General features: G+C 37.8%; 17 protein-coding genes and 1 riboswitch. Of the genes, 3 read left to right on the top strand and 14 right to left on the bottom strand.

Annotated elements, in window-relative coordinates:
• From AB3I34_RS12820 to AB3I34_RS12800, 5 genes are all read right to left on the bottom strand, one after another.
• Positions 1-582 carry a xanthine phosphoribosyltransferase gene (locus AB3I34_RS12820; protein WP_002356804.1) on the bottom strand — a complete coding sequence of 194 codons (582 nt, stop codon included), beginning with the start codon at positions 580-582 and terminating at the stop codon, positions 1-3.
• Between the two features lie 154 nt (positions 583-736).
• A riboswitch (purine riboswitch) is annotated at positions 737-834 on the bottom strand.
• A gap of 146 nt (positions 835-980) precedes the next feature.
• Complete coding sequence (locus tag AB3I34_RS12815) at positions 981-1,667, bottom strand: hydrolase (RefSeq protein WP_002356802.1); 687 nt, start codon at positions 1,665-1,667, stop codon at positions 981-983.
• 19 nt (positions 1,668-1,686) lie between these two features.
• Positions 1,687-2,328, bottom strand: coding sequence for a glycoside hydrolase family 73 protein (locus AB3I34_RS12810; protein WP_002366997.1), 642 nt, complete (start codon positions 2,326-2,328; stop codon positions 1,687-1,689).
• 99 nt (positions 2,329-2,427) lie between these two features.
• Positions 2,428-2,607, bottom strand: a complete 180-nt coding sequence (locus tag AB3I34_RS12805; RefSeq protein ID WP_002384259.1) for a hypothetical protein — start codon at positions 2,605-2,607, stop codon at positions 2,428-2,430.
• Positions 2,608-2,666: 59 nt separating this feature from the next.
• Positions 2,667-3,185, bottom strand: a complete 519-nt coding sequence (locus AB3I34_RS12800; protein WP_002356797.1) for a hypothetical protein — start codon at positions 3,183-3,185, stop codon at positions 2,667-2,669.
• Positions 3,186-3,357: 172 nt separating this feature from the next.
• Here AB3I34_RS12800 and AB3I34_RS12795 point away from each other — a divergent pair, with 172 nt between their 5' ends.
• Positions 3,358-4,317: a Gfo/Idh/MocA family protein gene (locus AB3I34_RS12795; protein WP_002389307.1), complete on the top strand. Its 960-nt coding sequence runs from the start codon at positions 3,358-3,360 to the stop codon at positions 4,315-4,317.
• A gap of 46 nt (positions 4,318-4,363) precedes the next feature.
• Here the strand turns inward: AB3I34_RS12795 and asnS are convergent, their stop codons facing one another.
• The 9 genes from asnS to rseP all read right to left on the bottom strand — a co-directional run bounded on the left by asnS (position 4,364) and on the right by rseP (position 21,399).
• Positions 4,364-5,716, bottom strand: coding sequence for an asparagine--tRNA ligase (gene asnS, locus AB3I34_RS12790; RefSeq protein WP_002376912.1), 1,353 nt, complete (start codon positions 5,714-5,716; stop codon positions 4,364-4,366).
• Positions 5,717-5,732: 16 nt separating this feature from the next.
• Positions 5,733-6,932, bottom strand: coding sequence for a pyridoxal phosphate-dependent aminotransferase (locus tag AB3I34_RS12785; RefSeq protein WP_002376910.1), 1,200 nt, complete (start codon positions 6,930-6,932; stop codon positions 5,733-5,735).
• Positions 6,933-6,970: 38 nt separating this feature from the next.
• Positions 6,971-7,489, bottom strand: coding sequence for a DUF5590 domain-containing protein (locus tag AB3I34_RS12780; RefSeq protein WP_025189406.1), 519 nt, complete (start codon positions 7,487-7,489; stop codon positions 6,971-6,973).
• 75 nt (positions 7,490-7,564) lie between these two features.
• Positions 7,565-10,354, bottom strand: coding sequence for an ATP-dependent DNA helicase DinG (locus AB3I34_RS12775; RefSeq protein ID WP_085444233.1), 2,790 nt, complete (start codon positions 10,352-10,354; stop codon positions 7,565-7,567).
• 180 nt (positions 10,355-10,534) lie between these two features.
• Positions 10,535-11,848 carry a hypothetical protein gene (locus AB3I34_RS12770; RefSeq protein WP_085444234.1) on the bottom strand — a complete coding sequence of 438 codons (1,314 nt, stop codon included), beginning with the start codon at positions 11,846-11,848 and terminating at the stop codon, positions 10,535-10,537.
• Positions 11,849-12,065: 217 nt separating this feature from the next.
• Positions 12,066-13,523 (bottom strand): amino acid permease, encoded by a 1,458-nt coding sequence (locus AB3I34_RS12765; protein ID WP_002356790.1) that lies wholly within the window; start codon positions 13,521-13,523, stop codon positions 12,066-12,068.
• Between the two features lie 211 nt (positions 13,524-13,734).
• Positions 13,735-18,090: a PolC-type DNA polymerase III gene (locus AB3I34_RS12760; protein ID WP_113817328.1), complete on the bottom strand. Its 4,356-nt coding sequence runs from the start codon at positions 18,088-18,090 to the stop codon at positions 13,735-13,737.
• Positions 18,091-18,340: 250 nt separating this feature from the next.
• Positions 18,341-20,059 (bottom strand): proline--tRNA ligase, encoded by a 1,719-nt coding sequence (locus AB3I34_RS12755; RefSeq protein ID WP_002356780.1) that lies wholly within the window; start codon positions 20,057-20,059, stop codon positions 18,341-18,343.
• A 71-nt stretch (positions 20,060-20,130) separates the two neighbouring features.
• Positions 20,131-21,399: an RIP metalloprotease RseP gene (gene rseP, locus AB3I34_RS12750; protein ID WP_002408800.1), complete on the bottom strand. Its 1,269-nt coding sequence runs from the start codon at positions 21,397-21,399 to the stop codon at positions 20,131-20,133.
• A gap of 415 nt (positions 21,400-21,814) precedes the next feature.
• On the opposite strand from rseP, the gene AB3I34_RS12745 reads away from it, so the two are divergent.
• Complete coding sequence (locus AB3I34_RS12745) at positions 21,815-22,594, top strand: SDR family oxidoreductase (RefSeq protein ID WP_262231401.1); 780 nt, start codon at positions 21,815-21,817, stop codon at positions 22,592-22,594.
• Between the two features lie 85 nt (positions 22,595-22,679).
• On the top strand, positions 22,680-23,282 hold the full coding sequence (locus tag AB3I34_RS12740) for a YitT family protein (protein ID WP_002382778.1): 603 nt from the start codon (positions 22,680-22,682) through the stop codon (positions 23,280-23,282).
• The last annotated feature ends 11 nt before the right edge of the window (positions 23,283-23,293 follow it).

Raw genomic sequence — 23,293 nt, 5'->3', positions numbered from 1 at the left:
TTATGCATCCTCCTCTAAAAACGTCACCGTTCCTTCACTTAATGAAGCAATACGTGCTAAAGAGACTACATTTAAGCCCATGTCTTCTAATAACTGACGACCATCTTGGAATGATTTTTCAATTACGATACCAATTCCTTCAACCTTTGCACCAGCCTGTTGGCATAATTCTACCAATCCTTTGGCAGCTTGTCCGTTAGCTAAAAAGTCATCAATAATCAACACTTTATCAGCATCAGATAAAAATTTTCTTGAAATGGAAATTTGACTTGTCACTTGTTTTGTAAATGAATAAACTGAAGCCGTTAAAAGCTCTTCATCCATGGTTAAACTTTTTGCCTTACGAGCGAAGATCATTGGCACGCCTAATTTTTGCGCTGCGTATAAGGCAGGAGCGATTCCTGATGCTTCAATTGTAATTACTTTGGTAATGCCTGCTTCTGCGAAAACCTCAGCAAAACGATTACCCATAGCCTCCATTAATTCTGGATCCACTTGGTGCGTAATAAAACTATCTACTTTTAAAACACCTTCACCTAATACACGGCCATCATTTTTAATACGTTCGACTAATTCCTTCACAATATGAACTCCTTTACTTATTTTTCGATAGATGCTTTGTTCTCATCCTGAGGAAAGGACGGTTCGTTAAAAACGAACGAAATAAAACAAAGTGCTATTTATATTCGTGTTCTAACAAAAGAAAAAAGCCCATTTTGCCAAAGCAAAAAAGGGCTATCCGCTCTTCTTCACTTATAGACCAGCATTTACGGTGCTGGGTAGAGACGGTCAACCGTATTTTGACCTTATACAAGCTTCTATGTTTCTCTAGGATAGTACAAAAATCTCTAACTTTCAATGGTTTAACAACTTTTTTTCATTAGAATTTTCAAATAATTGGTTCATTCTTCCATTGTTCCGTAAAAGCGAACATTAAATAGCCAAAAACGCTTTGGCAGGATAGACTGCCAAAGCGTTTTTTATTCTTCATCGGTTGCTTTTTCTTGTTCACGATATTTTTTCATTTTTTTGCTGAATAATTCACCGTTACTAGGGGGCGTATATGTAATAGCATTCGCTCCGGCGATAATGGTTTCATGAATACTCGATTCAGTTGGTCCTCCTGTTGCAATAATCGGTAATTCTGGATACTTGCCACGGAAATAGCGTACGGTGGCTGCAGTGTCTTTTCCTGCACTGATATTAATCATATCCACGCCAGCCGCAAGTTTTTCATCAATTGGCGTATGAATAGAAGTTACTGTACTGATAATAGGAATATCGATTGCTTCATCCACCATTTTAATTGTTTCAATTGGTGTAGGACCATTCAAAACGACACCCATTGAGCCTTGTGCTTCTGCAAATAAACTCATATAAGCAGAACGCATGCCTTGCGTTAAACCGCCGCCGACTCCTGAAAAGACAGGAATATCCGCTGCTTCAATAATGCCTTTTGTAATCGCTGGATGCGGTGTAAAAGGGTATACAGCAATCACTGCCTGTGCATCCGTATTGCGGATAATCGCAATATCTGTCGTAAAAATAATTGATTTTATTTTACGGCCAAAAATTTTAATGCCACTGGCTTGCCGAATAATCTCTGGCATTTTTACAATATCTTGTTTCAGCGGCGTCATAATTTCTGGAATCCACTTTTCGCTCATTGTCATCGTTCCTCCATGCTTAACGGTCGTATTTATTTAAATTGTATTCTTCAATTACATGAATGATCTTATCAGCGTATGTAGGATCCGTTGCGTATCCAGCATCTTGAAGCGCTTGTGCAGCCTCTTTATAATTTTTGGCTAACAAGACTTTTTCATATAAATTTGGATCCCAATCGACCCCATCAACAAATAACTTGGTATGATCTCGCATGGATTCTTCCCAATTGTCATAAACTCGAAAATCACCCTGAATCGTAATCCAGACCTCATTGACATACTCTTTTGTTTCTAAATTGACTTTTGGTTGATTGCCATATGCTTTAATCCCAAAAAGATTGTTATATTTCGATGCTAATTGACTTTGTCCAAAATTAGATTCTAAAACTGCTTGCCCCATAATAATACTTGGTAATACCCCGTAAGATTCTTGTAATTCACGTGCATACGGTGTGATTTCAGCAACAAATTCTTCTTTTGAGATGTTTTCATTTTGGCGATTGACTGACTCGCTTTGTCCCTTATCTGAATCAGAAAGGACAGATAACGAAAAGACAAAGGCCAAACCGACGACAACTACGCCTAAGAATAACTTTGGCAAATTCAGCTGCTTTTTTCTTTTTTTCTGATAGTTGCTCACTTCATTAATTCCCCACTTCATCTTTTATTTTCCGATAAAATGTTTCACTATCTTTCACTTTCGTGATTGATTTCATTTGTTACTATAACCGAATAATTGTATCATTTTCACAGAAAATTATCAACTTTCATCACTGCTTACGCTCGTGATTTCAGTACTTGATTCAGTGGTAGCAGTTGAAGAAACTGTACTACTTTCAGAAATTTTAGTGGATGATTTCACTGTTGTTTCAGTTGATGTGTGAACAGATTCTTCAACTGGCTTTTTGCCAAAAAAGACAAAAATTACCGCACCAAACATAATAATCACAGATAAAATCCCAGCAATTGTGTATTTCAAAAGACCATCCTTCCTATTCGTTATTCACCTACGTAAGTATCCATCAGATTTTCATTGACCCAATCTAATAATTCAACTTTTGAACCTTCCAATTGTCGTTGAATCGTAGCTGGTAACCGGAATGTAATAATATCATCAAAACCCCATTCGCCATAGGCCAGCGTCACTTTCAAATCAATATAACCAGCAGCAATTTCTTGTTCCTGTTTATTATTAGGAATCAATTCTACAACGCCCAAATCAGATTGTAACCATTTTTTGGCAATTGTTGTTTTTAACCGTTTATATTCCGAAACAGCTAGGTTACGTTTTTCCGGAAATAAGATGGTTTGGCGGAGTATTTTTTGAGTCAGCATCCACTCATAATCCGTAAATAAATTCTTAATTTTTTGCATGACTTCATTGTCCAAACCAAATTGGCCTTCTTTCCAAGCTTGCCAATCGGCTGCTTGAATTTGATAAGCGGAGTAAAAATTTTCTTCTGTTTGGTACTGTTCAATAATTGCGTCAACAATAATATCTACATAAACTTGATGCATAATCATTCGCCTCCATTTTCTATTTTACTGAAATTCTCTAAAAAAAGCATCTTTTTATCTCTGGATTTTATCATATTTACAAAATTGTCCTTGTTTTCTAATTTCTCTTGTTTACAGTATAATAAATAATGAAGAAGATTTGAAGAAATTGCATAGATTAGGAGGACTTCTTTTGACAAAAAAATTATATCAATGGGGCATCGTAGGATTAGGTGGGATTGCCCACGAATTTGCTTCAACGTTTAAACAAGAAACTAGCCAACTTGCAGCTGTTGCTTCACGGACATTGACTAAAGCAGAACAATTTGCCGCTGATTATTCAATCCCTAAAGCCTATGGTTCTTATGAAGAATTGCTAGCAGATGAAACGATCGATGTTGTCTATATAGCAGTGCCAAATAAACAACATGCTGAACACATTTTAAAAGCGCTCCAGGCCGGAAAACATGTGTTGTGTGAAAAAGCTATTACGATGAACGCGGCAGAATTAAAACAAGCCTTGGCAGTTGCAGAAAAAAATGACCTTATTTTAGCAGAGGCCATGACTATTTTTAACATGCCACTATACGACGAATTACGTCGCTTGATGGATGCTGGCAAATTTGGTCAGTTAAAAATGATTCAAGCACCATTTGGAAGTTACAAAGAACCCGATCCTAAAAATCGCTTTTTTAATCCTGACTTAGCAGGCGGCGCATTGTTAGATATTGGTACTTATGCGGTTTCGTTTGCTCGTTGGTTTCTCAGCTCACAGCCAGACGTTTTAGCTTCTAGCATGGTTCCCTTCTCTACTGGTGTTGATGAACAATCGGTGACATTGCTTCGGAATAAAGAAAATGAGTTGGCTACTATTTCATTAACATTCCAAGCAAAAATGCCAAAGCAAGGAATTGTTGCTTTTGAAGATGCCTATATTACCATTACAGATTATCCACGCGCAGATGAAGCGATTGTTCACTACAACGACGGTACGGTTGAGACCATCGTTTCTGGGTACTCAGCTGAAGCCATGAATTACGAAATCTACAATATGGTTGAAGCAATCAAAGGTACACAACCCAACCGCTCCTTATTTTTCACGACAGAAGTCATTGATATTTTGGACCAGATGCAAAAATTATGGCAGAATTAAAAAAAAGAACTTCGGCTTTTGCTGAAGTTCTTTTTTTATTTGTTCTCTATGGATAAATACGGTTTAACATACGTGGGAACGGAATCGCTTCACGAATGTGTTCATTACCAGTAATGAACGTAACAGCACGTTCTAAACCTAATCCGAAGCCAGAATGTGGCACTGAACCGTATTTACGTAAATCTAAATACCAGCTGTATTCTTCTTCAGATAAGCCAAACTCAGCTACTTTTTCTTTCAAATAATCATAATCAGTTGCACGCTCTGAACCACCGATAATTTCACCATAACCTTCTGGCGCAATTAAATCGGCACAAATTACAACATCTTCACGTGTTGGATGTGGTTTCATATAGAAGGCTTTAATTGCTTTTGGATAATTTAAAATGAATGTTGGAACGCCATAGTAATTTGAAATAAAGGTTTCATGTGGGCTACCAAAGTCTTCGCCCCATTCAATGTGATCATAATCATTGTTTGCTTCTTCTTTTTGTAATAACTCAATCGCATCATCGTAAGTAATACGTTTGAATGGTTCCGAAACATATTTTTCCAGTAACGCTGTATCACGTTCTAAAACATCCAATGGATATTGTTGATTTTTCAATACTGATTTAATTAAATGTTTTACGTAGGCTTCTTGAATATCTAGTGATTCTTCATGAGTTGTGTATGCCATTTCTGGTTCAATCATCCAGAATTCCGTTAAGTGACGACGAGTTTTGGATTTTTCCGCACGGAAGGTTGGTCCAAAAGTAAAGACTTTTCCAAATGCCATCGCACCAGCTTCTGCATATAATTGACCTGTTTGTGATAAGAATGCTGGTTGTCCGAAGTAATCTGTTTCAAATAATTCTGTTGTGCCTTCTGGTGCTGAGCCTGTTAAAATTGGGCTATCAATTTTAATGAATCCTTGTTCGTTAAAGAACTCGTAAGTAGCACGAATAATTTCGTTACGAACTAACATGATTGCATGTTGTTTGCTTGAACGTAACCATAAATGACGATGATCCATTAAGAAATCTGTGCCGTGTTCTTTCGGCGTGATTGGGTAATCTTCTGAAGCGCCAACGACTTCTAAATCAGTGATATCCATTTCATAGCCGAATTTAGAACGGCTATCTTCTTTGATAACACCAGTAACCATGACTGCTGTTTCTTGTGATAAATGTTTAATTTCTTGGAATTTTTCTGTACCAGCTTCTTCACCAAAAGCTTCAATGAAGTTTGGTTTGAACACGACACCTTGGAAAAAGGCTGTCCCGTCACGTAATTGTAAAAAGGCAATTTTTCCGCTTGAGCGTTTGTTAGCAATCCAAGCGCCAATTTTTACTGTTTCTCCAACATGTTTGTTTGAATCAATAATTTGAATTTGTTCCACGTTTGTCTCTCCGTTCATTTCTTAGTTTATTCTTTTAGGCGTTGTGCTGAATCCGTTTCTTTTCTATAAAGTCGTTCATTCGCTCAATCGCTTTTTCTAACGTCATTAAATCTGTCGCATAGCTCATCCGCACATGTTCTGGTGCACCAAAGCCCTCTCCCGTTACCAGAGCAACATGCGCTTCTTGTAATAAATCTTCCACCCAATTAGTCACGTTATCATACCCACAAATTTCTAATGTTTTTTTGACATTCGGGAATAGATAAAAGGCGCCTTCAGGTTTTATTAGCGAAACACCTGGCAAAGCTGCTACTTTTGGATAGATATGATTCAGGCGTTTTTCAAAGGCCTGACGCATGTCTTCAACTGTCGTCTGTTCACCTGTTAAAGCCTCAATTGCCGCATATTGGCTAACTGCGACTGGATTACTGGTGGATTGTGAAGCGAGTTGTGTCATTGCTTGAATAATTTTTTCATCACCGACTGCAAAACCAATGCGCCAGCCTGTCATTGCATATGTTTTGGAAACACCATTAATAATGATTGTCTGTTGACGAATTGCTTCTGAGATGGTTGCAATTGGTGTGAACCGATGTCCATTGTACACCAAACGACCATAAATATCATCTGCAATAATGAGGATATTATGAGCAACTGCCCATTCACCAATTTGGCGTAATTCTTCTTCCGTATAAATAACACCAGTTGGGTTAGATGGTGAATTTAAAATGATTGCTTTCGTTTTGTCTGTTCGTACAGCTTCTAATTGTGCGACTGATACTTTAAATGATTGCTCTTGCGTGCTTGATACAAACACTGGCTTGCCTTCTGCTAACTTGACTTGTTCACCATAACTTACCCAATAAGGGACAGGGATAATCACTTCGTCCCCAACGTTCAAAATGGCTTGAAATAATAGATATAGCGCATATTTGGCACCATCTGTCACAATAACTTGCTTGGGTTGATAACAAAGTTGATATTCTCGTTCCACATAAGAAACAATCGCTTGCTTTAATTCAGGAATACCGCCAGAAGGTGTGTAATAACTTGCTCTTCCATCCTCAATTGAAGCAATTGCTGCTTTTTGAATATTTTTCGGGGTTACAAAATCTGGTTCCCCGACCGTTAAGCTTAAAACATCTACACCTTTTGCTTTTAATGCTTTCGCTTTGGCGGCAGCTGCTAATGTAACAGAAGGAGTCAATTGCTGTGCTCGATTTGATACGTTCATACACCTTTCACTCCCACTTTCATCAAAACCTATCTAAATTAAATATCTTTGACAACGTTGATCTCTTCGCCTTTATCAAAGCTCATCAGATAATACGTTAGTACTCCTTGATCATTTTCGGTGACCACTTCCCATGCAGGGCGCTTATCATAAAGCCCTAACGTAGCTTTCATCACCGATTCATCGGGATGGGCTTTAGCAACCATGTCTGTTATTTGTTGTTCTGTTTGACCATCTTTTTGATTTAAGACCGTGACTTTTTCTCCCGATTTAGGGACAATCACGACAATCTCTGTGCCTTTATCGTTTTTGCCGGTTAAAGTAAAATACGTATTTTTGCGTGTAAACCAGTAAAATTTATCAACTGTTTCTAAATTAGCAGAAGTTTTGGCAATTGCGGTTGCTTCTTTTTTGGCTTGAGCCATTGGTTGATTGGTTCGTACAAAAAAGATAATTATTGTTACAAGAATTGCTAAAAGGATTGCCAATAGGGTTAAAAGGACAGTAATCCGTTTCTTCTCTTTCTTTTCTTCTAATTCCTCCAAAAATCCTTCCATCCTCTCTAAACTTACTGGGTCTTATTATAGCAGAAAAATAGTGGCCTTTCACAAATATGACCTAAAAATAATCGATTATTTGTTTAAAAATTCCTTTAATTCTTCTAAAATTTCAGGCATGGGCGCTTCTTTTACTGAGAGTCCCTTGGGAAACGCTTTGATTAATCGTTTGCCATATTTTGCAGTGACTAAACGACGATCCAGAATCAGCAATGCCCCTCTGTCTTCTTCAGAACGGATTAAACGGCCCAGTGCTTGTCGCAAACGTAAGGCTGCTTTCGGTACCGCTTCTTGAGCAAATGGTTGTATCCCTTCTGCTTCTAAATATGCATATTTTGCTTGCACAAGTGGTCGTTTCGGATTTTCAAAAGGTAAACGCGTGACTATCAATAACTGTAAAGCTGTTCCTGGTAAGTCCACACCTTCCCAAAAGCTATCGGCTCCTAGCAAGACATTCGGTTTTCCATTAGAGAACCGTTTAAGAATTTTTTCACGACTGCCGCTAATCCCTTGGGCGAGGACCTCTTGTCCTTTTTCCAATAATCTTGGCTGGACTTGATGATACACGGTGGACAATAATTCATGCGAAGTAAAAAGAACTAACATCGAACGTTCCTCTTGCGCCATCAATTTTTCAATGGTATCTGAAATGTATTGACCCATCTCATAGGAAGAGGCATTTTGAATGGCTACTGCTTCTTCCGGTACATAGACTCGCGCATTTTCTGCATAGTTATATGGCGTTGGCAGGGTTTTGAACGTCACCTCTGTTAAACCTAACCGTTGCGGTAAATACTTTTTATTGTTGCCAAACTTCAATGTGCCGCTTGTATAAATAATTCGTTCATACCGCGGATACCACTTTGTTTCAGGAAGCAAACTAGCTTCTAAGTCATGAATTTCAATCAAGCCATGGTCTTCATTTTGTGGTAAATATTCTTTTACCCAACGTGGACGCCAATCATCAAGATAAATGGTAAAACAGTGGTGAATACGTTCAATTTCATCAAAAAATTGAAACAAGCGAACAAAAACGATGCGATCAGCCAAACTAAAGGTTTCCAACTGACTCATAATTGTTTGCTGTAACTTACTTTGAATAGTTAACAACTCCTGCAGTAAAAGCTGGAGCGTTTGACTATGTTTTTCTCCCGCAGCAGATAAATAATCAATACGTTCTTTGGTTAAAAGCAACTCCTGATGGTCTATTCGCTTCTGCGTTTTACTAAATAAACGATGCAATTCAAAAAGAAAATCTTGCCATTCATCCACAAAATCCAGTAAACCTTGCTGATAAATTTTTACAAGCCGCTGCTCTTCAGAAAACTGTTGAAAAATTTGCTGTAAAGCAACAAAAAGTTGCTCTTTTTCAATAAAATGCGTGACTTGTTTTTTTAGTATCACACTGTTTACTCGTTCGCTCGCCATCCGACTAGCGATGTCTGGTAAATGATGTGCTTCATCAATAATTAGCCACGGACTTTCAGGTAATAACGGTTGTTTTCTTAGCGACTCTTGCGCCAAAAATGCATGATTAACAATCAACACGTTACTTTGAGCGACTTTTTTATACAGATGTCTTAAAAAGTCAACTTCATAAAGTTCATCTTTTTTTGAAAGAAAATCCAATCCGCGATGTGTAACTTCTTTCCAGAATAAATGATTTAAATTCGTCAATTGTAGTTCATCTAAATCGCCCGTTTCTGTTTCTAGCAACCAGACGAGAACGCCCATTTGATAAAGAGCGTATTGTTTTTGCGGAGTTGGCTGATTCAACGTTGCCTTAAAGCGTTGTAAATCAAGATAGTGTCGATGGCTTTTAATAACAATGCCTCGTAATTTCCCTTGGCAGATTTGATTGGCTAATGGTAAATCTTTTTCCACTAATTGATTTTGTAAAACAATCGAAACTGTTGAAATGATGACTGGTTTTTCTGGCGTTGCTAAATAGCTCATCGGCAACAGATAGCCTAATGTTTTTCCCGTTCCAGTCGCTGCTTCAATAAATAAATCTTTTGTCGTTCCTTCTGTAAAATGATCATAGACTAAATTCATCATCCGACTCTGTTCCGCACGATAAGCGAAACGTTCGCCAAACAGTTTTTCTTTGGCTTTTTTAGTTTTGGGATACGTGCTAGTCTGATAGAACGTTTCTTCAAAAAGAGGAACTTCTTTTTTGCGTAAAGCAATGCCACTGACCACTTGATAAGCTGGATTTAATGGTGTGACTTGTTTTTTCATTTGTTCATACGTTTGTTGAATAAAAGTACTGGTTTCCCGCGCTGTCTGTTGACTTAATTCCGCAATTTTTTCCATAGTGACTAATGGTAAAGATTTCATTTTTTCTTGAATTAATAACAAAAGTTCGGCTGTAACCTGCGCATCACTATCTGCTTGATGGGGATTCTCATGAGACAAACCTAAGCTTTCCGACAAATCACTTAAACGGAAACTTTTTTCTGTCGGTAAAAAAATCTGTGCCAATTCCACTGTATCAATGGCTGGAATGGTAAGTGGCGGCGTGCCACACCGTACCAGTTCACGAGCTAAAAAATTATAATCAAAGTGGACGTTATGCGCCACAAAAATAGTATCTTCCAGATAATGATAAATTGTATGTGCTACATCTTCAAAATAAGGCGCTTTTTGAACTTGCGTATTACTAATCCCCGTTAAACTTTGAATTTGTTTTGGTACTGCTTGATTGGGATTCACATCTGTCGCAAAGTTCGCAATAATCTTTCCATCTTGAACGAGAACGCATCCAAACTGAATGATCCGATCACTTGTAGGATCTGTTCCAGTCGTTTCAAGGTCAACTACTGCATACACTTGTTTGTCTTTCAATGACTTCACGCCTTTCATTCATCTTTGAAAATTATACTACAATTTATAGGATTTTCACTAGTATTTCAAAAATTCTCTTGAAATCTTTTCCAGAGATAATAAGAAAGAGCCTGAAACAAAAATCTAAAGTGATTTTTGTTTCAGGCTTAAAAGCTGATAAACTGAACGGTTTTGTCTTACCTTCTCCTAAATAAACGATTAATAACAGTCAAGGATTTTCTGCATATACTGGTTTAATTGCCCATAGCCTTCCAATTCTCTGATTACTGGGAGCGGACAACGAACCTTTTTATTAAATAGGGTCCGCTTTTCAACATATTCTGTAACTTCATCTAAAAATTTATCTAATCCTTTTTCTAATTTCATACAACTTAACTGATTGCAAATTCGCACGTCTCCTGCTTTTTTCTTTTGAACTTGTTTAAATGATTGTGAGAATGCTTTTGCTTCAAACATTTGTGCTTCTAACTGTCTTTTTTCAATCGTTATTTTTGGTACTGCTTGATTTCCATCAGTATCCTCTAACTGGCGACTCATAAAGCGACGATAAATTTCCTCTTCTAATTCGTCCAATTGTCGTTGAAAGTCTGCAGGAATTGTCCGACTTGATGAACTTTCTTCTTCACTTTCCATAGAGGCAGCTTCTTTTTCTGGCTTCTGCTCCTCTTCTTTTTCGGCAGACTTATCCACTGAATTTAGCGAGCTTTTTTCTGTTTCTTGTGGAAAAGTAAATAAAGGTTTTGCCGCGGTACTATGCTGGTTTTCTTGTTTTTTTTCTGGCAGCGCTTCTTTAATTGGCACTGCTTCACTTGTTGCTACAGTTGTTTTACCTTCTTGATTTTCCAGATTATCAGGCGAGAGATTGACGTCTGGTTGTTCCGGATTAGTATCCTCTGATATTTTCAGCGATGCCTGTTCTGCGGCTATCACAGGAGAAGCTCTTTTCAAATGGATCGTTTTTATTTGTCTAGAAATGACGGGATTTCTCGTTTGATTAACGGCTTCATTTAAGGAAACTAAATTTTCTTTTAAAAGTGTCAACATTTCACGTAAGACAGCAATTTCACCAGCTAATTCCGTTAATTGATTTTCTTGCGGCACTACTTGCACATTGGTTTCATTCATACGGACTGTTTTTTTATTTTTAGTTGTCGGTATTTCATACATCCATTGTTTCAATGCGAATCGTAAGTCACGAGTGGTCGGCTCAAAGCTTCCAAAATAAACAGTGTAGTACATTAACTCCGTTTCAACATAGACATAAATCTTTTTAACAATTAACTCTTCAAACTGTTCTGATTCATCCCAACTTTCACATAAAGCCTCAAAAAATTGTTCCCCTTCTGCTAAATTTTGGTACTCTTTCGCTAAATAAAGCTTGCGAATTAAGTAAAAATTATACGGTGTTTCAACATTATCCGCATAAATTTCTCGTCCTAAAAAATCTGGATTCGTTTCTTTACAAAGAAAGACCGTTTTCTCTTCTGGTTGTGTTTCAAGTGTTTTAGTCATGAGGTTCACTTCCTTTTCTCCGTTAATAACCATTTTTTAATGATAGATACCTTTAGTATACAGGAGAAATTCTTCTGATTTTCTCATATTTTTAAGAGACAATAGAAATTTTAGAGAAAAATCGACAGAAAAAAACGTGAGATAAACAGTCCTATTGACCATTTATCTCACGCAAAATACTTAAACTGACTATTTTATCCTTGAAACATGCAACCAATTATTCTGCTGAATCAATTGGCAAAATCGTGTCTTTTTTCTCGCGACGTGCAATTGCTGGTAAAATCATTCCTAATAGAATTAAGACGATTGGTGTCACAATGTTAGAAGCTAATTGGAACAACCAGCCTTGAGGGTCTGAGGCATACTCGAATTTAGGCACCATTCCTAGGATACAAGCAAAGGCTGTAAATAGGAAACACCAAAGACCAAACACAAAACCAATTTTAGGATTTTTAACAAATTTATATTCTGAATTAAATTGTTTGTATGCTTTGTTTAGAAGCATATAGGCAAAGAAGACCCACAAGTAACGCATTGGCATAACTACAGAATTTAAGTTAGTTAGCCATTTAACCACTTCGTTCATGTCCTTCAACCCAAACATCGGTAAAGCGATAATAATACTTACTAAAATACCTGTTAATAGGTAACCATTAATTAACGTACCTTTTTTCGTACGTTTACGTAACCAACTTGGAACAAATTCTGGATCTGCTTCAGCTAAAAGAATTTTCAGTGGAGCATCAATTGAAAAGGCTAACGCAGCCACTTGACCCACTGTATTCGTCAAAGCATAAACAATCATTAAGAGATTACCGACACCATAATATGCGCCTAATTTTTGGAAGGCACTGTAGGCACCATTTGCCATTAAATCTTTAGGAATATTGTCACTTGAGAATAACATGCCCATTGCAAATGAACCTAAAACAGCCGATAAACCAACCATTGCTGCTAGGAAAATCATTCCTTTAGGGAACTCTTTGGCTGGATTTTTAGTTGCATTTACGTAAGGAGAAATTTTTTCAGCGCCACCTACCGCAAAAACTAACATCGATACGGTTGTAAAATAACTAAAGTCAAATTTAGGAATATAGGTGCTGACTTGCGACATGTTTGGCGTCGCAAATTCAACCGTTGAATTAATAAATGGAGCGCCTACCGCTAATAAAATGAATAAAATAGACATCACAAACATGGCGGTTCCAGCTAAACCACCAATAACTTTTAAGGTGGTTAACCCTTTTGTTGATAATAACAAGAAAACCAAGAAAATTATTAATGAAATAAATGATACCGTTACAATTGGCATCGTATTGACTAAGTTTCCATTCCCTTGAACTGCCCAACCTAAGGCAATTAAAATTGCTTGTGGTTTTTGTGCCAAGTAAGGAATGTGCACTACCCAATAAGTCCATGCTGCATAATAGGCTAGACGTTTAGTACTGGTGTTTTGCACCCACGAACTAACTCCACCATTGCTGTCTTTAAATGTTGAACCTAACTGTCCTACGATTAACGCATAGGGAATAAAATATAAAACTAAAATCAAAAGCCATGAAGTGACCACTGAAATCCCTTGTTGTGCATAATTATTCACAACATTTCCAAGACCCCAGACCATGTTAAAGGCAATTAACCCGACGGTGAACCATCGTAATTGCTTTTTGTCCATATAACCAATTCCTTTCTTATTAAAAAAAATAAAGCTCTTCATTTATCATAAGCATTTTACTTTTTATGCACAAGCTCAACATAATTAAATAAAGATGGCTTTTTAATAAGTAATTAAAACGCTTCTAGCAATGATTTTCTAATTTATTTGATGACTAAAAAAGGCCGGTGAATAAGTTGCTTCACCAGCCTTTTTCTAAGAGATTTTTCTTTTATAACATATCAAATAATGATAATTGGTTTTCATCTGGCAAGTCTTTTAAGACACCATTTTCATTCATGTATTCAATTAACGTTTTAGAAACTTTGCCTCGTGTTGCCAAATCTTCTTTCGATAAGAACGGTTGCTCTTCTCGCGCAGCAACAATGGCTTTCGCTACGTTGAGTCCTAAACTTGGCACTGCTCGGAAAGGTGCAATCAAGGTATCCCCTTCAATCACAAAATTTTCAGCATCCGATTTGTACAAATCAATCATGCCAAATTTATAGCCCCGTTCCAGCATTTCATTACATAATTCTAAAACCGTTAATAAGTTTTTCTCTTTAGTGGAGGCATCCATCCCTTTGTCCGTAATTTCTTTCATTCGTGCTTTCACAGCTTCTTTTCCTTGTGACATTGCCACTAAGTCAAAGTCATCCGCCCGAACGGAGAAAAATGCACAGTAATATAAGATTGGGAAATAAACTTTAAAGTAAGCGACCCGCAATGCCATTAATACGTATGCTGCCGCATGGGCTTTCGGGAACATATATTTAATCTTAGAACAAGAATCAATATACCAGTCAGGGACGTTGTTTTCCTTCATCGCATTTAAATACGTATCCCGTAGTTCATCAGGAATCTTATTCCATTGTCCTTTACGTACCGTTTCCATAATCTTAAAGGCCATCCCACTGTCCAAACCAGCATGAATTAAATAAACCATGATATCATCCCGACAACCAATTACTTCAGCAAGATTGGCTTCGCCACGACGAATCAATTCTTCTGCATTCCCTAGCCACACATCGGTTCCGTGAGACAGTCCAGAAATTTGAAGTAATTCTGCAAAAGTTGATGGATGGGTCTGTTCTAACATACCTCGAACGAAACGTGTCCCAAATTCAGGAATTCCTAAAGTTCCTGTTTTAGAATAAATTTGCTCTGCATCCACACCTAGAACATCAGGTCCTTCAAAAATACGCATCACTTCTGGATCGTCTGTTGGGATTGTTTTTGGCTCAATCCCAGATAAATCTTGTAACATCCGAATCACGGTTGGATCATCATGTCCCAGAATATCAAGTTTTAAAATATTATCGTGAATAGAATGGAAATCAAAGTGCGTCGTTTTCCATTCTGCCTCTTGATCATCTGCAGGGTATTGGATTGGCGTAAAATCATAAACATCCATGTAATCAGGAATTACAATAATACCGCCGGGATGCTGCCCAGTCGTCCGTTTAACCCCTGTTGAACCTTTAGCTAAGCGATCAATTTCAGCGCCGCGCAAATGTAAATTATGATCTCTTTCATATCCTTTAACAAAGCCATACGCTGTTTTGTCGGCTACTGTACCAATGGTTCCTGCCCGGTAGACATATTCTTCACCAAAAAGAACTTTCGTGTAGTTATGGGCTTCGGCTTGATAATCGCCAGAAAAGTTCAAATCGATATCGGGAACTTTGTCGCCATGGAACCCTAAGAACGTTTCAAAAGGAATGTCGTGACCATCTTTAAACAATCGAGCACCACATTTTGGACAGGCTTTTTCAGGCATATCAAACCCTGAACCATAGGAACCATCTTCATAGAACTCAGAATATTGACACTCAGGACAATAATAATGTGGCGCTAAAGGATTTACTTCAGTAATCCCTGTCATTGTCGCAACAAAACTCGAACCGACAGAGCCCCGTGAACCGACTAAATAGCCGTCTTCATTACTTTTATGCACCAGTTTTTGAGAAATTAAATAAATGACCGAGAAACCATTCCCGTTAATCGAATTCAGTTCCTTTTCTAACCGTTTTTCGACAATTTCTGGTAAAGGATCGCCATACAATTCGCGCGCACGATTGTAGCTTAAATCAGTGATCTCTTGTTCAGACCCAGGAATTTTTGGCGTATACAAATCGTCTTTTACTGGAATAACTTCTTCACATAAATCAGCGACTTTGTTGGGATTTTCTACTACAATTCGCTTAGCGACGTCTTGTCCTAAAAATTGAAATTCCGTTAACATTTCATCGGTGGTTCTGAAATGAACCTTTGGTAAACTATGGCGATTTAACGGATTAGAGCCACCCATAGACCCGACTAAAATTTTCCGATAGATGGCATCTTCTTCATTTAAATAATGAACATTTCCAGTGGCGACAACCAGCTTGCCAAGTTCGTCACCGATTTTCACTAGATTACTAATAATTTCTTCCAAATCTGCTTCATTTTTCACCAATTCTTGTTCAATTAATGGCGCGTAAACTGGTTTGGGCATAACTTCAATATAATCGTAGAATTTGGCACGATTTTTTGCTTCTTCGACACCTTTTTGCATCATTGCTTCAAAAATTTCGCCGTTTGAACATGCGGAACCGATTAAAAGTCCTTCTCTTAACTTCGATAATTGCGAACGAGGAATCCGTGGTACTCGGAAAAAATAATCTACATTGGACATGGAAATTAATTTAAAAAGATTTTTTAATCCTGCTTGAGTTGTTGCTAAAATCGTTGCATGGAAAGGTCGAGCTCGTTTGTATGAGTCTCCTTCGCCAATATGACGATTCAAATCATCATGGAAATGCATATCATGATTCTCTTTCGCTTCTTTTAAGAAAATCCAGCACAAATGACCTGTTGATTCCGAGTCATAGATGGCGCGGTGATGTTGTTCTAAGTTGACGCCAAATTTTTTCGATAAGGTATTTAGACGATGGCTTTTGAAATGTGGATACAAGAATCTGGATAATTCTAATGTATCGATGACGGGATTAGCCGCTTCAGGTATTCCATGTTTGCCATAACTTGTATTTAAGAACCCCATATCAAAAGAAGCGTTGTGGGCCACTAAAATAGTTCCTTCTGAAAACTCTTTAAACATGCGTAAAACTTCTTCTTCGGATTTTGAACCGCGCACCATTTCATCTGTAATCCCAGTTAAATTGATTGTCGTTTGAGATAATGGATGGCCAGGATCAATAAACTGCTCAAAAGTCTCAATGACATTTCCTTTGTGCATTTTGACTGCGGCCAATTCAATAATTGTATCATAAACAGCGGAAAGCCCCGTTGTTTCCACGTCAAAGACCACATAGGTAGCATCTGTTAATTCAATATGTTCTTCGTTGTAAGCAATGGGTACACCATCATCAACAATATTGGCTTCCACGCCGTATAAAATTTTAACGCCTGCTTTTTTACCTGCAGCATGGGCATCAGGAAACGCTTGGGCGCCGCCATGATCCGTAATTGCGATGGCCTTATGACCCCATTTCCCCGCTTGCGCCACCAAGTCACCGACTTTATTGGTCGCATCCATTGTACTCATATTACTATGCATGTGTAATTCTACACGTTTTTCACCTTCTGGCGCGTAGTCTTTTCTTGGCGCATGGGCGACTTCCATCAAATCTTGAGCATTCATGACTAAATCACGCATGAAGGTATCTTCTTGTACACTACCACGAACACGAATCCAACTTTGCGGTTGAATCGCATCAAAAACTTGTTCATCTTTTTCCCCATTCGAAAATTTCTTCACCACGAAAGAGGAAGTATAATCAGTTATTTTCAAAATTAAAATTTTTCGTTTAGAACGCAATTCACGCACTTCTTTATCAAAAATAAAGCCTTCAATCGTTATCCGACGTTCTTCTTCCAGTATATTTCCCATTGGCATAACGGGTTCATCATTGGGAATATTCCGACCTAAACGAATTGGACCATCAAACGCAGGCGCTTGTTGTTGTTTTTCTTTTTTCATTTGTTCATGTTTAACAAGCGATTCAGCAGCTTGTTGTTGAAAGGCTGCGGCTTGTTCTAATTTTTGCTCTTCAAACTTTTTCAGCACTTCTGCAGCTTGCTGTTGATCCATTTTTGGTTCAATATGAAATTTAGGAAACCCGTAAGAGAAATAAAGTTCCTCAATAATTGGTAAATATTGTTGCTTCAAATAAGGAATAACTGCTTCATTATCAACAGGTAAGATAATTTTCCGATCTTCAAATTGTGGTGTCTGTGTTTTTAAGACTTTCTGAACTAACGGTGTATTGCATTGACTATTTAACAAGGCCAATTGCCAATAATCCGTTAATTGTTCCTCAGTAAATGTTGTCTGATTTGTGGTTATTTGAACGGAAACCTGCGCAATTTGTTGAAAAGCTAGTTCCAATTGTTGCATAAATGTTTGATATAGCATCACTGGCATCAATTCATCAAAACTTAAATGAAATTCCCATAAGCGACTTTGTTGGTGAACAATGACCTTGTCAATCCGGCCATTTTGAATTAAGGGATGTTCTTTCGCTGTGTCATCTAACTGAATTTGCGTCATCAGTTTATCAAATAAATCGCGTGCTTTTTCTGTCACAAAATGAACCTCCTTCTATCATTGAAAAAAGGCCCTCAGACAAATCTGTCAAGTGCCTTTTTTCGGTTTCTCTGCATTCGCTTCTCTATTAAGTATACTCGTTTTTTGTAAAAAAACAATCTTGTTTCTTTTCTAAAAAGAGCTAAGAAGAGCTTGAAGCAAAAATCACTTTAGATTTTTGCTTCAAGCTTAAACGCTGATAAGTGGCGGAAACAGTTTATCCTAATCATTCTGTCCGCCCTTTTCATTATTATTCCGCTTCTGATGTTGTGTTCATCAAAATAGAAAGTGTACTTTCTAATTCTTCTTTGCGTACTTCCAACATTTCACCAGTACGTTTGATTTTGACTTCTACCACACCATCGACTGCTTTTTTCCCGACTGTGATACGGATTGGACAACCAATTAAATCAGCATCAGCAAATTTTACGCCTGCGCGCTCGTTGCGGTCATCAACTAATACTTCGTAGCCCGCTTCGGTCATCATTGCTTCAACTTCTTGTGATAGTTTTGTTTGATACTCATCTTTCACATTCATTTGGACCACGTGTAAATCAAATGGCGCAATTCCTGTTGGCCAATTAATACCACGCTCGTCTGCATTTTGTTCAACGATTGCTGAAAGTAAACGACTAACGCCGATGCCATAGCAACCCATGATCACTGATTTTTCACGACCGTTTTCATCTAAAACTGTTGCGCCCATAGCATCACTGTAACGCGTTCCTAATTTAAAGATATGACCAATTTCGATTCCTTTAGTAAAGGCTAAGACACCATTGCCATCAGGAGAAGGATCGCCTTCTTGAACAAAGCGTAAATCTTCGTAACTAATTGGTTGGAAGTCACGATCTGGATTTACATTTGTCAAATGATAGCCATCTTCGTTAGCTCCAACAATGGCGTTGGCTAAATCTTGAACAGCTAAATCTGCATAAATTTTAACATCTTCGGAAACATTGACTGGACCAATTGAACCAAAGCCCGCTCCTAAGACACGGCGAGCATCTTCTTCTGTTGCTTCATCTAAGAAATCAGCGCCTAAGAAGTTTTTCAATTTGACATCATTGACATCATGATCGCCACGAACCAAGACCATTACTGGCTCTTCATCGGCAATAAATAGTACTGATTTAATAATTCGTTGTGGCTCAACTTCAAAGAAGTTTGCCACTTCGGCAATTGTACCCACTTCTGGTGTTGCAATTTTTTCTAAATCTAATTGTGTTTCATGTGATTTTTTCGGCGTATAAAGACTTGTTGCCATTTCTAAATTGGCAGCATAATCACTTTCTGTTGAATAACAAATAGTATCTTCCCCAATTTCAGAAATCGCCATAAATTCTTTAGAATCTTTACCACCCATGGCACCACCGTCCCCAATAATGGCACGGAATTCTAGTCCACAGCGTTCAAAAATGCGTGAGTAAGCTTTTTCGTAATCACGGTATGATTGATCTAAACTAGCTTCATCGGCATGGAAAGAATAGCCATCTTTCATGATAAATTCACGGCCTCTTAATAAGCCAGAACGTGGGCGTTTTTCATCACGATATTTTGTTTGAATTTGGTATAAATTCAAAGGTAATCGTTTGTAAGAATTGATTTCATCACGAATTAATTCTGTGAAGGTTTCTTCATGCGTTGGGCCTAAGATATAGTCACGGTCATTGCGATCTTTTAAGCGATACAAGTTAGGTCCATAAGTTTCATAACGGCCTGATTCTTTCCAAAGTTCTGCGGGTAATAACGCAGGCATTAACATTTCAACTGCATCAATTTTCTCAAATTCTTCTCGCATAATCGTTTTTAATTTTTCTAAAACACGATTGGCTAAAGGTAAATAAGAATAGATCCCTGCAGCGACTTGACGAATATAGCCTGCGCGCAACAGAATTTGATGACTTAAGACTTCTGCATCATTTGGTACTTCTCTTAACGTTGGAATTAACATTTTTGACTGTTTCATTAAAACTCTCCTCTATTTTAAAATCAACTATTTTTGATTTCTTTACACACTTTTTTACTTAAGCTTTCTCCTTAAAAGAAAAAGCGTTGAATATCGTTCCAAGTAACTAACACCATTAACACCATGACAAACCCAAAGCCAATTAACGTAATGATGCCTTCTTTTTCAGGACTAATTGGTTTTCCACGTACACCTTCAATAATGTTTAAGACAATTTTCCCGCCATCTAAAGCTGGGATTGGCAACAAATTAATAATCCCTAAGTTCATTGACAACATGGCCATTAAGAATACAACTGTACTTACTCCAGCATTGGATGCTTCTTCCGATAATTTAAACATCATGACTGGCCCACCTAGTTTGTTTAAACTAAAGCCTGTGAATAGTGAGCCGAGTGCTTTAAAAATCTGTGTCGTACTATTCAAAGTATCCTGAATACCACCCATCAATTTTGACGGTAAATCGGTTTTCATATAAGGATAAACGCCGACTTTACCAATCGTTTGTTTTTCCACTTTTTGTTTTTCTGGTGTCACTGTTAGTTGCTCTTCTTTGCCGTTACGCTCAACTATGAACGTCAACGGCTTTTCGGGGTTCTTCTGCACAATGGTTGTAAAATCTTCGTATTTTTTGATTTTTTGATTATTAATCGATAAGACTTTATCGTTTTCTTTCAACCCAGCTTCTGCCGCCGGGCCATTAGGAATCACTTGTCCAATTTGGTTCGTGTTTAAATCAGTGACGCCTCCTTGTAGAAAGACCGCTAACGTAAACAGAATAAACCCTAAGATAAAGTTATTCATGGGTCCCGCAAAGTTCGTTAAAATGCGTTGCGATAATTTCGCTGATTGAAATTGAACGTCAAGTGGCGCAATCCGCACCTCGGTTCCATCACTTTCAATAATCGTTGCATCATGGTCAACTTTATAAACGGTTTCTTCTTCCTCGTTTCCATTGACATAGCCCTTGATGAATAATTCTTTTTCAAGATCAAAATCAACGACTTCCATCGGAATACTATGAGGTAATTGTACTTTTTTACTTGTATTAATTTTAACCACATTACCCACGGCATTTAACTCAACAGATAGAGGCATACCTGGTGTGATTTCTGTCATGTCTTCGCCCATCCCAGCCATTCGCACATAGCCACCAATTGGCAATAAGCGAATCGTATAAGTGGTGCCATCTTTTCCACGATGCGCAAAAATCTTTGGTCCCATTCCGATTGCAAACTCACGAACTAAAATACCCGCTCGTTTTGCAAAATAAAAGTGGCCAAATTCATGTACGAGGACAAGAATACCGAAGACAATAATGAATGTGATAATTGTTTTCATAGATGTCCTTCTTCCTTCATTCACTGACGTTCAGTGCTTTTTATTATTACATGGGAAAGTCTCGTAAAACTTGCTCTGTTCCCTTCCCGATAAACCAGTGCAACTGTTTACTGAGAACAGTCGCCACTGTTAGTGAACAAATCTTTCCTTATGTAAGACAAGTTTTATTTTAGCATATTCACTCATAAATAACCATTGGACTTGACCACTTCGCCTAGATATTTTGTGTTTTTTTAGAAAACTCTATAAATGAGAGGAATTGATTACTACGACCAGTATTTTTTTAAAGACCTTCAACAATAGTAGCTAACTTTAGACCATAAACTTTTCCGACAGTTTGTCGTATTTTATCAACACGCTGATTGACATGTGCTACCATGAAAGTATTAATAGTAATTTTAGGGGGAATGAATCAATGTATGGAGAATTACATGGTAAAGTGGCCGTTGTCACTGGTGCAGCTACGGGTTTAGGATTATTTATTACTCTGCGTTATATCTTAGAAGGTATGAATGTTGTTGCTGACTATGTCGGTGAGCTGCCTAAAGAATTTGAAGATGTTCAAGCCAAGCACGCAGACCGCGTAAAATTCGTGAAGGCTGATGTCTCTAATGAAGAAGATATTAAAGCGTTAGCTGAAACCGCTTTAAAAGAGTTTGGTCATGTTGACATTTGGGTAAATAACGCCGGTGTGGAGGCTTCTTTTCCGACAATTGATATGCCATTAAAAGAATGGCAACGTGTCATTGATGTCAATTTAAGCGGTGTCTTTTTGGGTTCTAGAGAGGCACTCCGAATATTTAGAGATCAAAAAATCAAAGGGTCAATCATTAATATGTCCTCCGTTCACCAAAGAATTCCTTGGCCAACGTTCGCCCACTATGCGGCAAGTAAAGGCGCAACCGAAATGTTCACGAAAACAATCGCTTTGGAATATGCGGAATATGGTATTCGTGCCAACTGTATTGCACCTGGAGCGATTAACACACCTATTAATGCTGAAAAATTTTCCGATCCCGAACAGTTAAAACAAACAACGAGCATGGTTCCTATGGGCATTATTGGTAAACCAAATCAAGTAGCTGCTGCGGCCGCTTGGTTAGCTTCTGATGAATCCTCATACGTAACCGGAACAACACTCTTTGTAGATGGTGGGATGTCTCTATACCCTTCGTTCCAACACGGAGCTGGTTAAAAAGTAGTCTGCAACAAAAATTCTCTATGAATTTTTGTTGCAGACTTTGTACTATCACACACAAAATCTATTCAGGAGGCTTATCATGAAACTAGTCAAAAATGTTCTTTTAATTTTAATTGGTTTAGTTATTATCGGGATTGGCGCATCCACTTTAAGAGTGGCAGGTTTAGGAGTTGATCCTTTCACTGCTATGAATATCGGACTTTCTTCAATGTTTGGTATGCAATTAGGCATTTTTCAAATTATTGTCAATGCGTTTATTCTATTCTATGTCTATTTAAAAAACAAAAAAGCCATTGGTCTAGGAACTATTTTAAATATGCTTTTAGTAGGGATTTTGATTCAACAGATTTCTACTTGGCTTCAACCTTACGCCAATAGTTTAGGAGGCTCAACAATTGGCAAACTACTTTCTTTATTCGTCGGAGTCCTGATTTTTACATTTGGCTGCGCCTTATACATGGCTACAGATCAAGGTGAATCCCCCTATGATGCGATTGCGCCAACCATCTGTCAACAAACCAACAAACCTTACGCTTCTGTTCGAAAAGCACAAGATTTGTTGGTCCTATTAATTGGCTTTATTGCTGGTGGTCCAATTGGGATTGGGACAATCATTTGTGCATTTGGTGCTGGCCCACTCATTAGTTTCTGGAACAAGTTACTTCAACCTTTAGTAAAATGATTTTTTAACTA

The organism is Enterococcus sp. C102(2024), from assembly GCF_040888205.1.
Classification (GTDB): Bacteria; Bacillota; Bacilli; order Lactobacillales; family Enterococcaceae; genus Enterococcus; species Enterococcus faecalis.
Note: the sequence above shows the minus strand (reverse complement) of the source record. Positions and strands in the feature narration are given on the sequence as shown.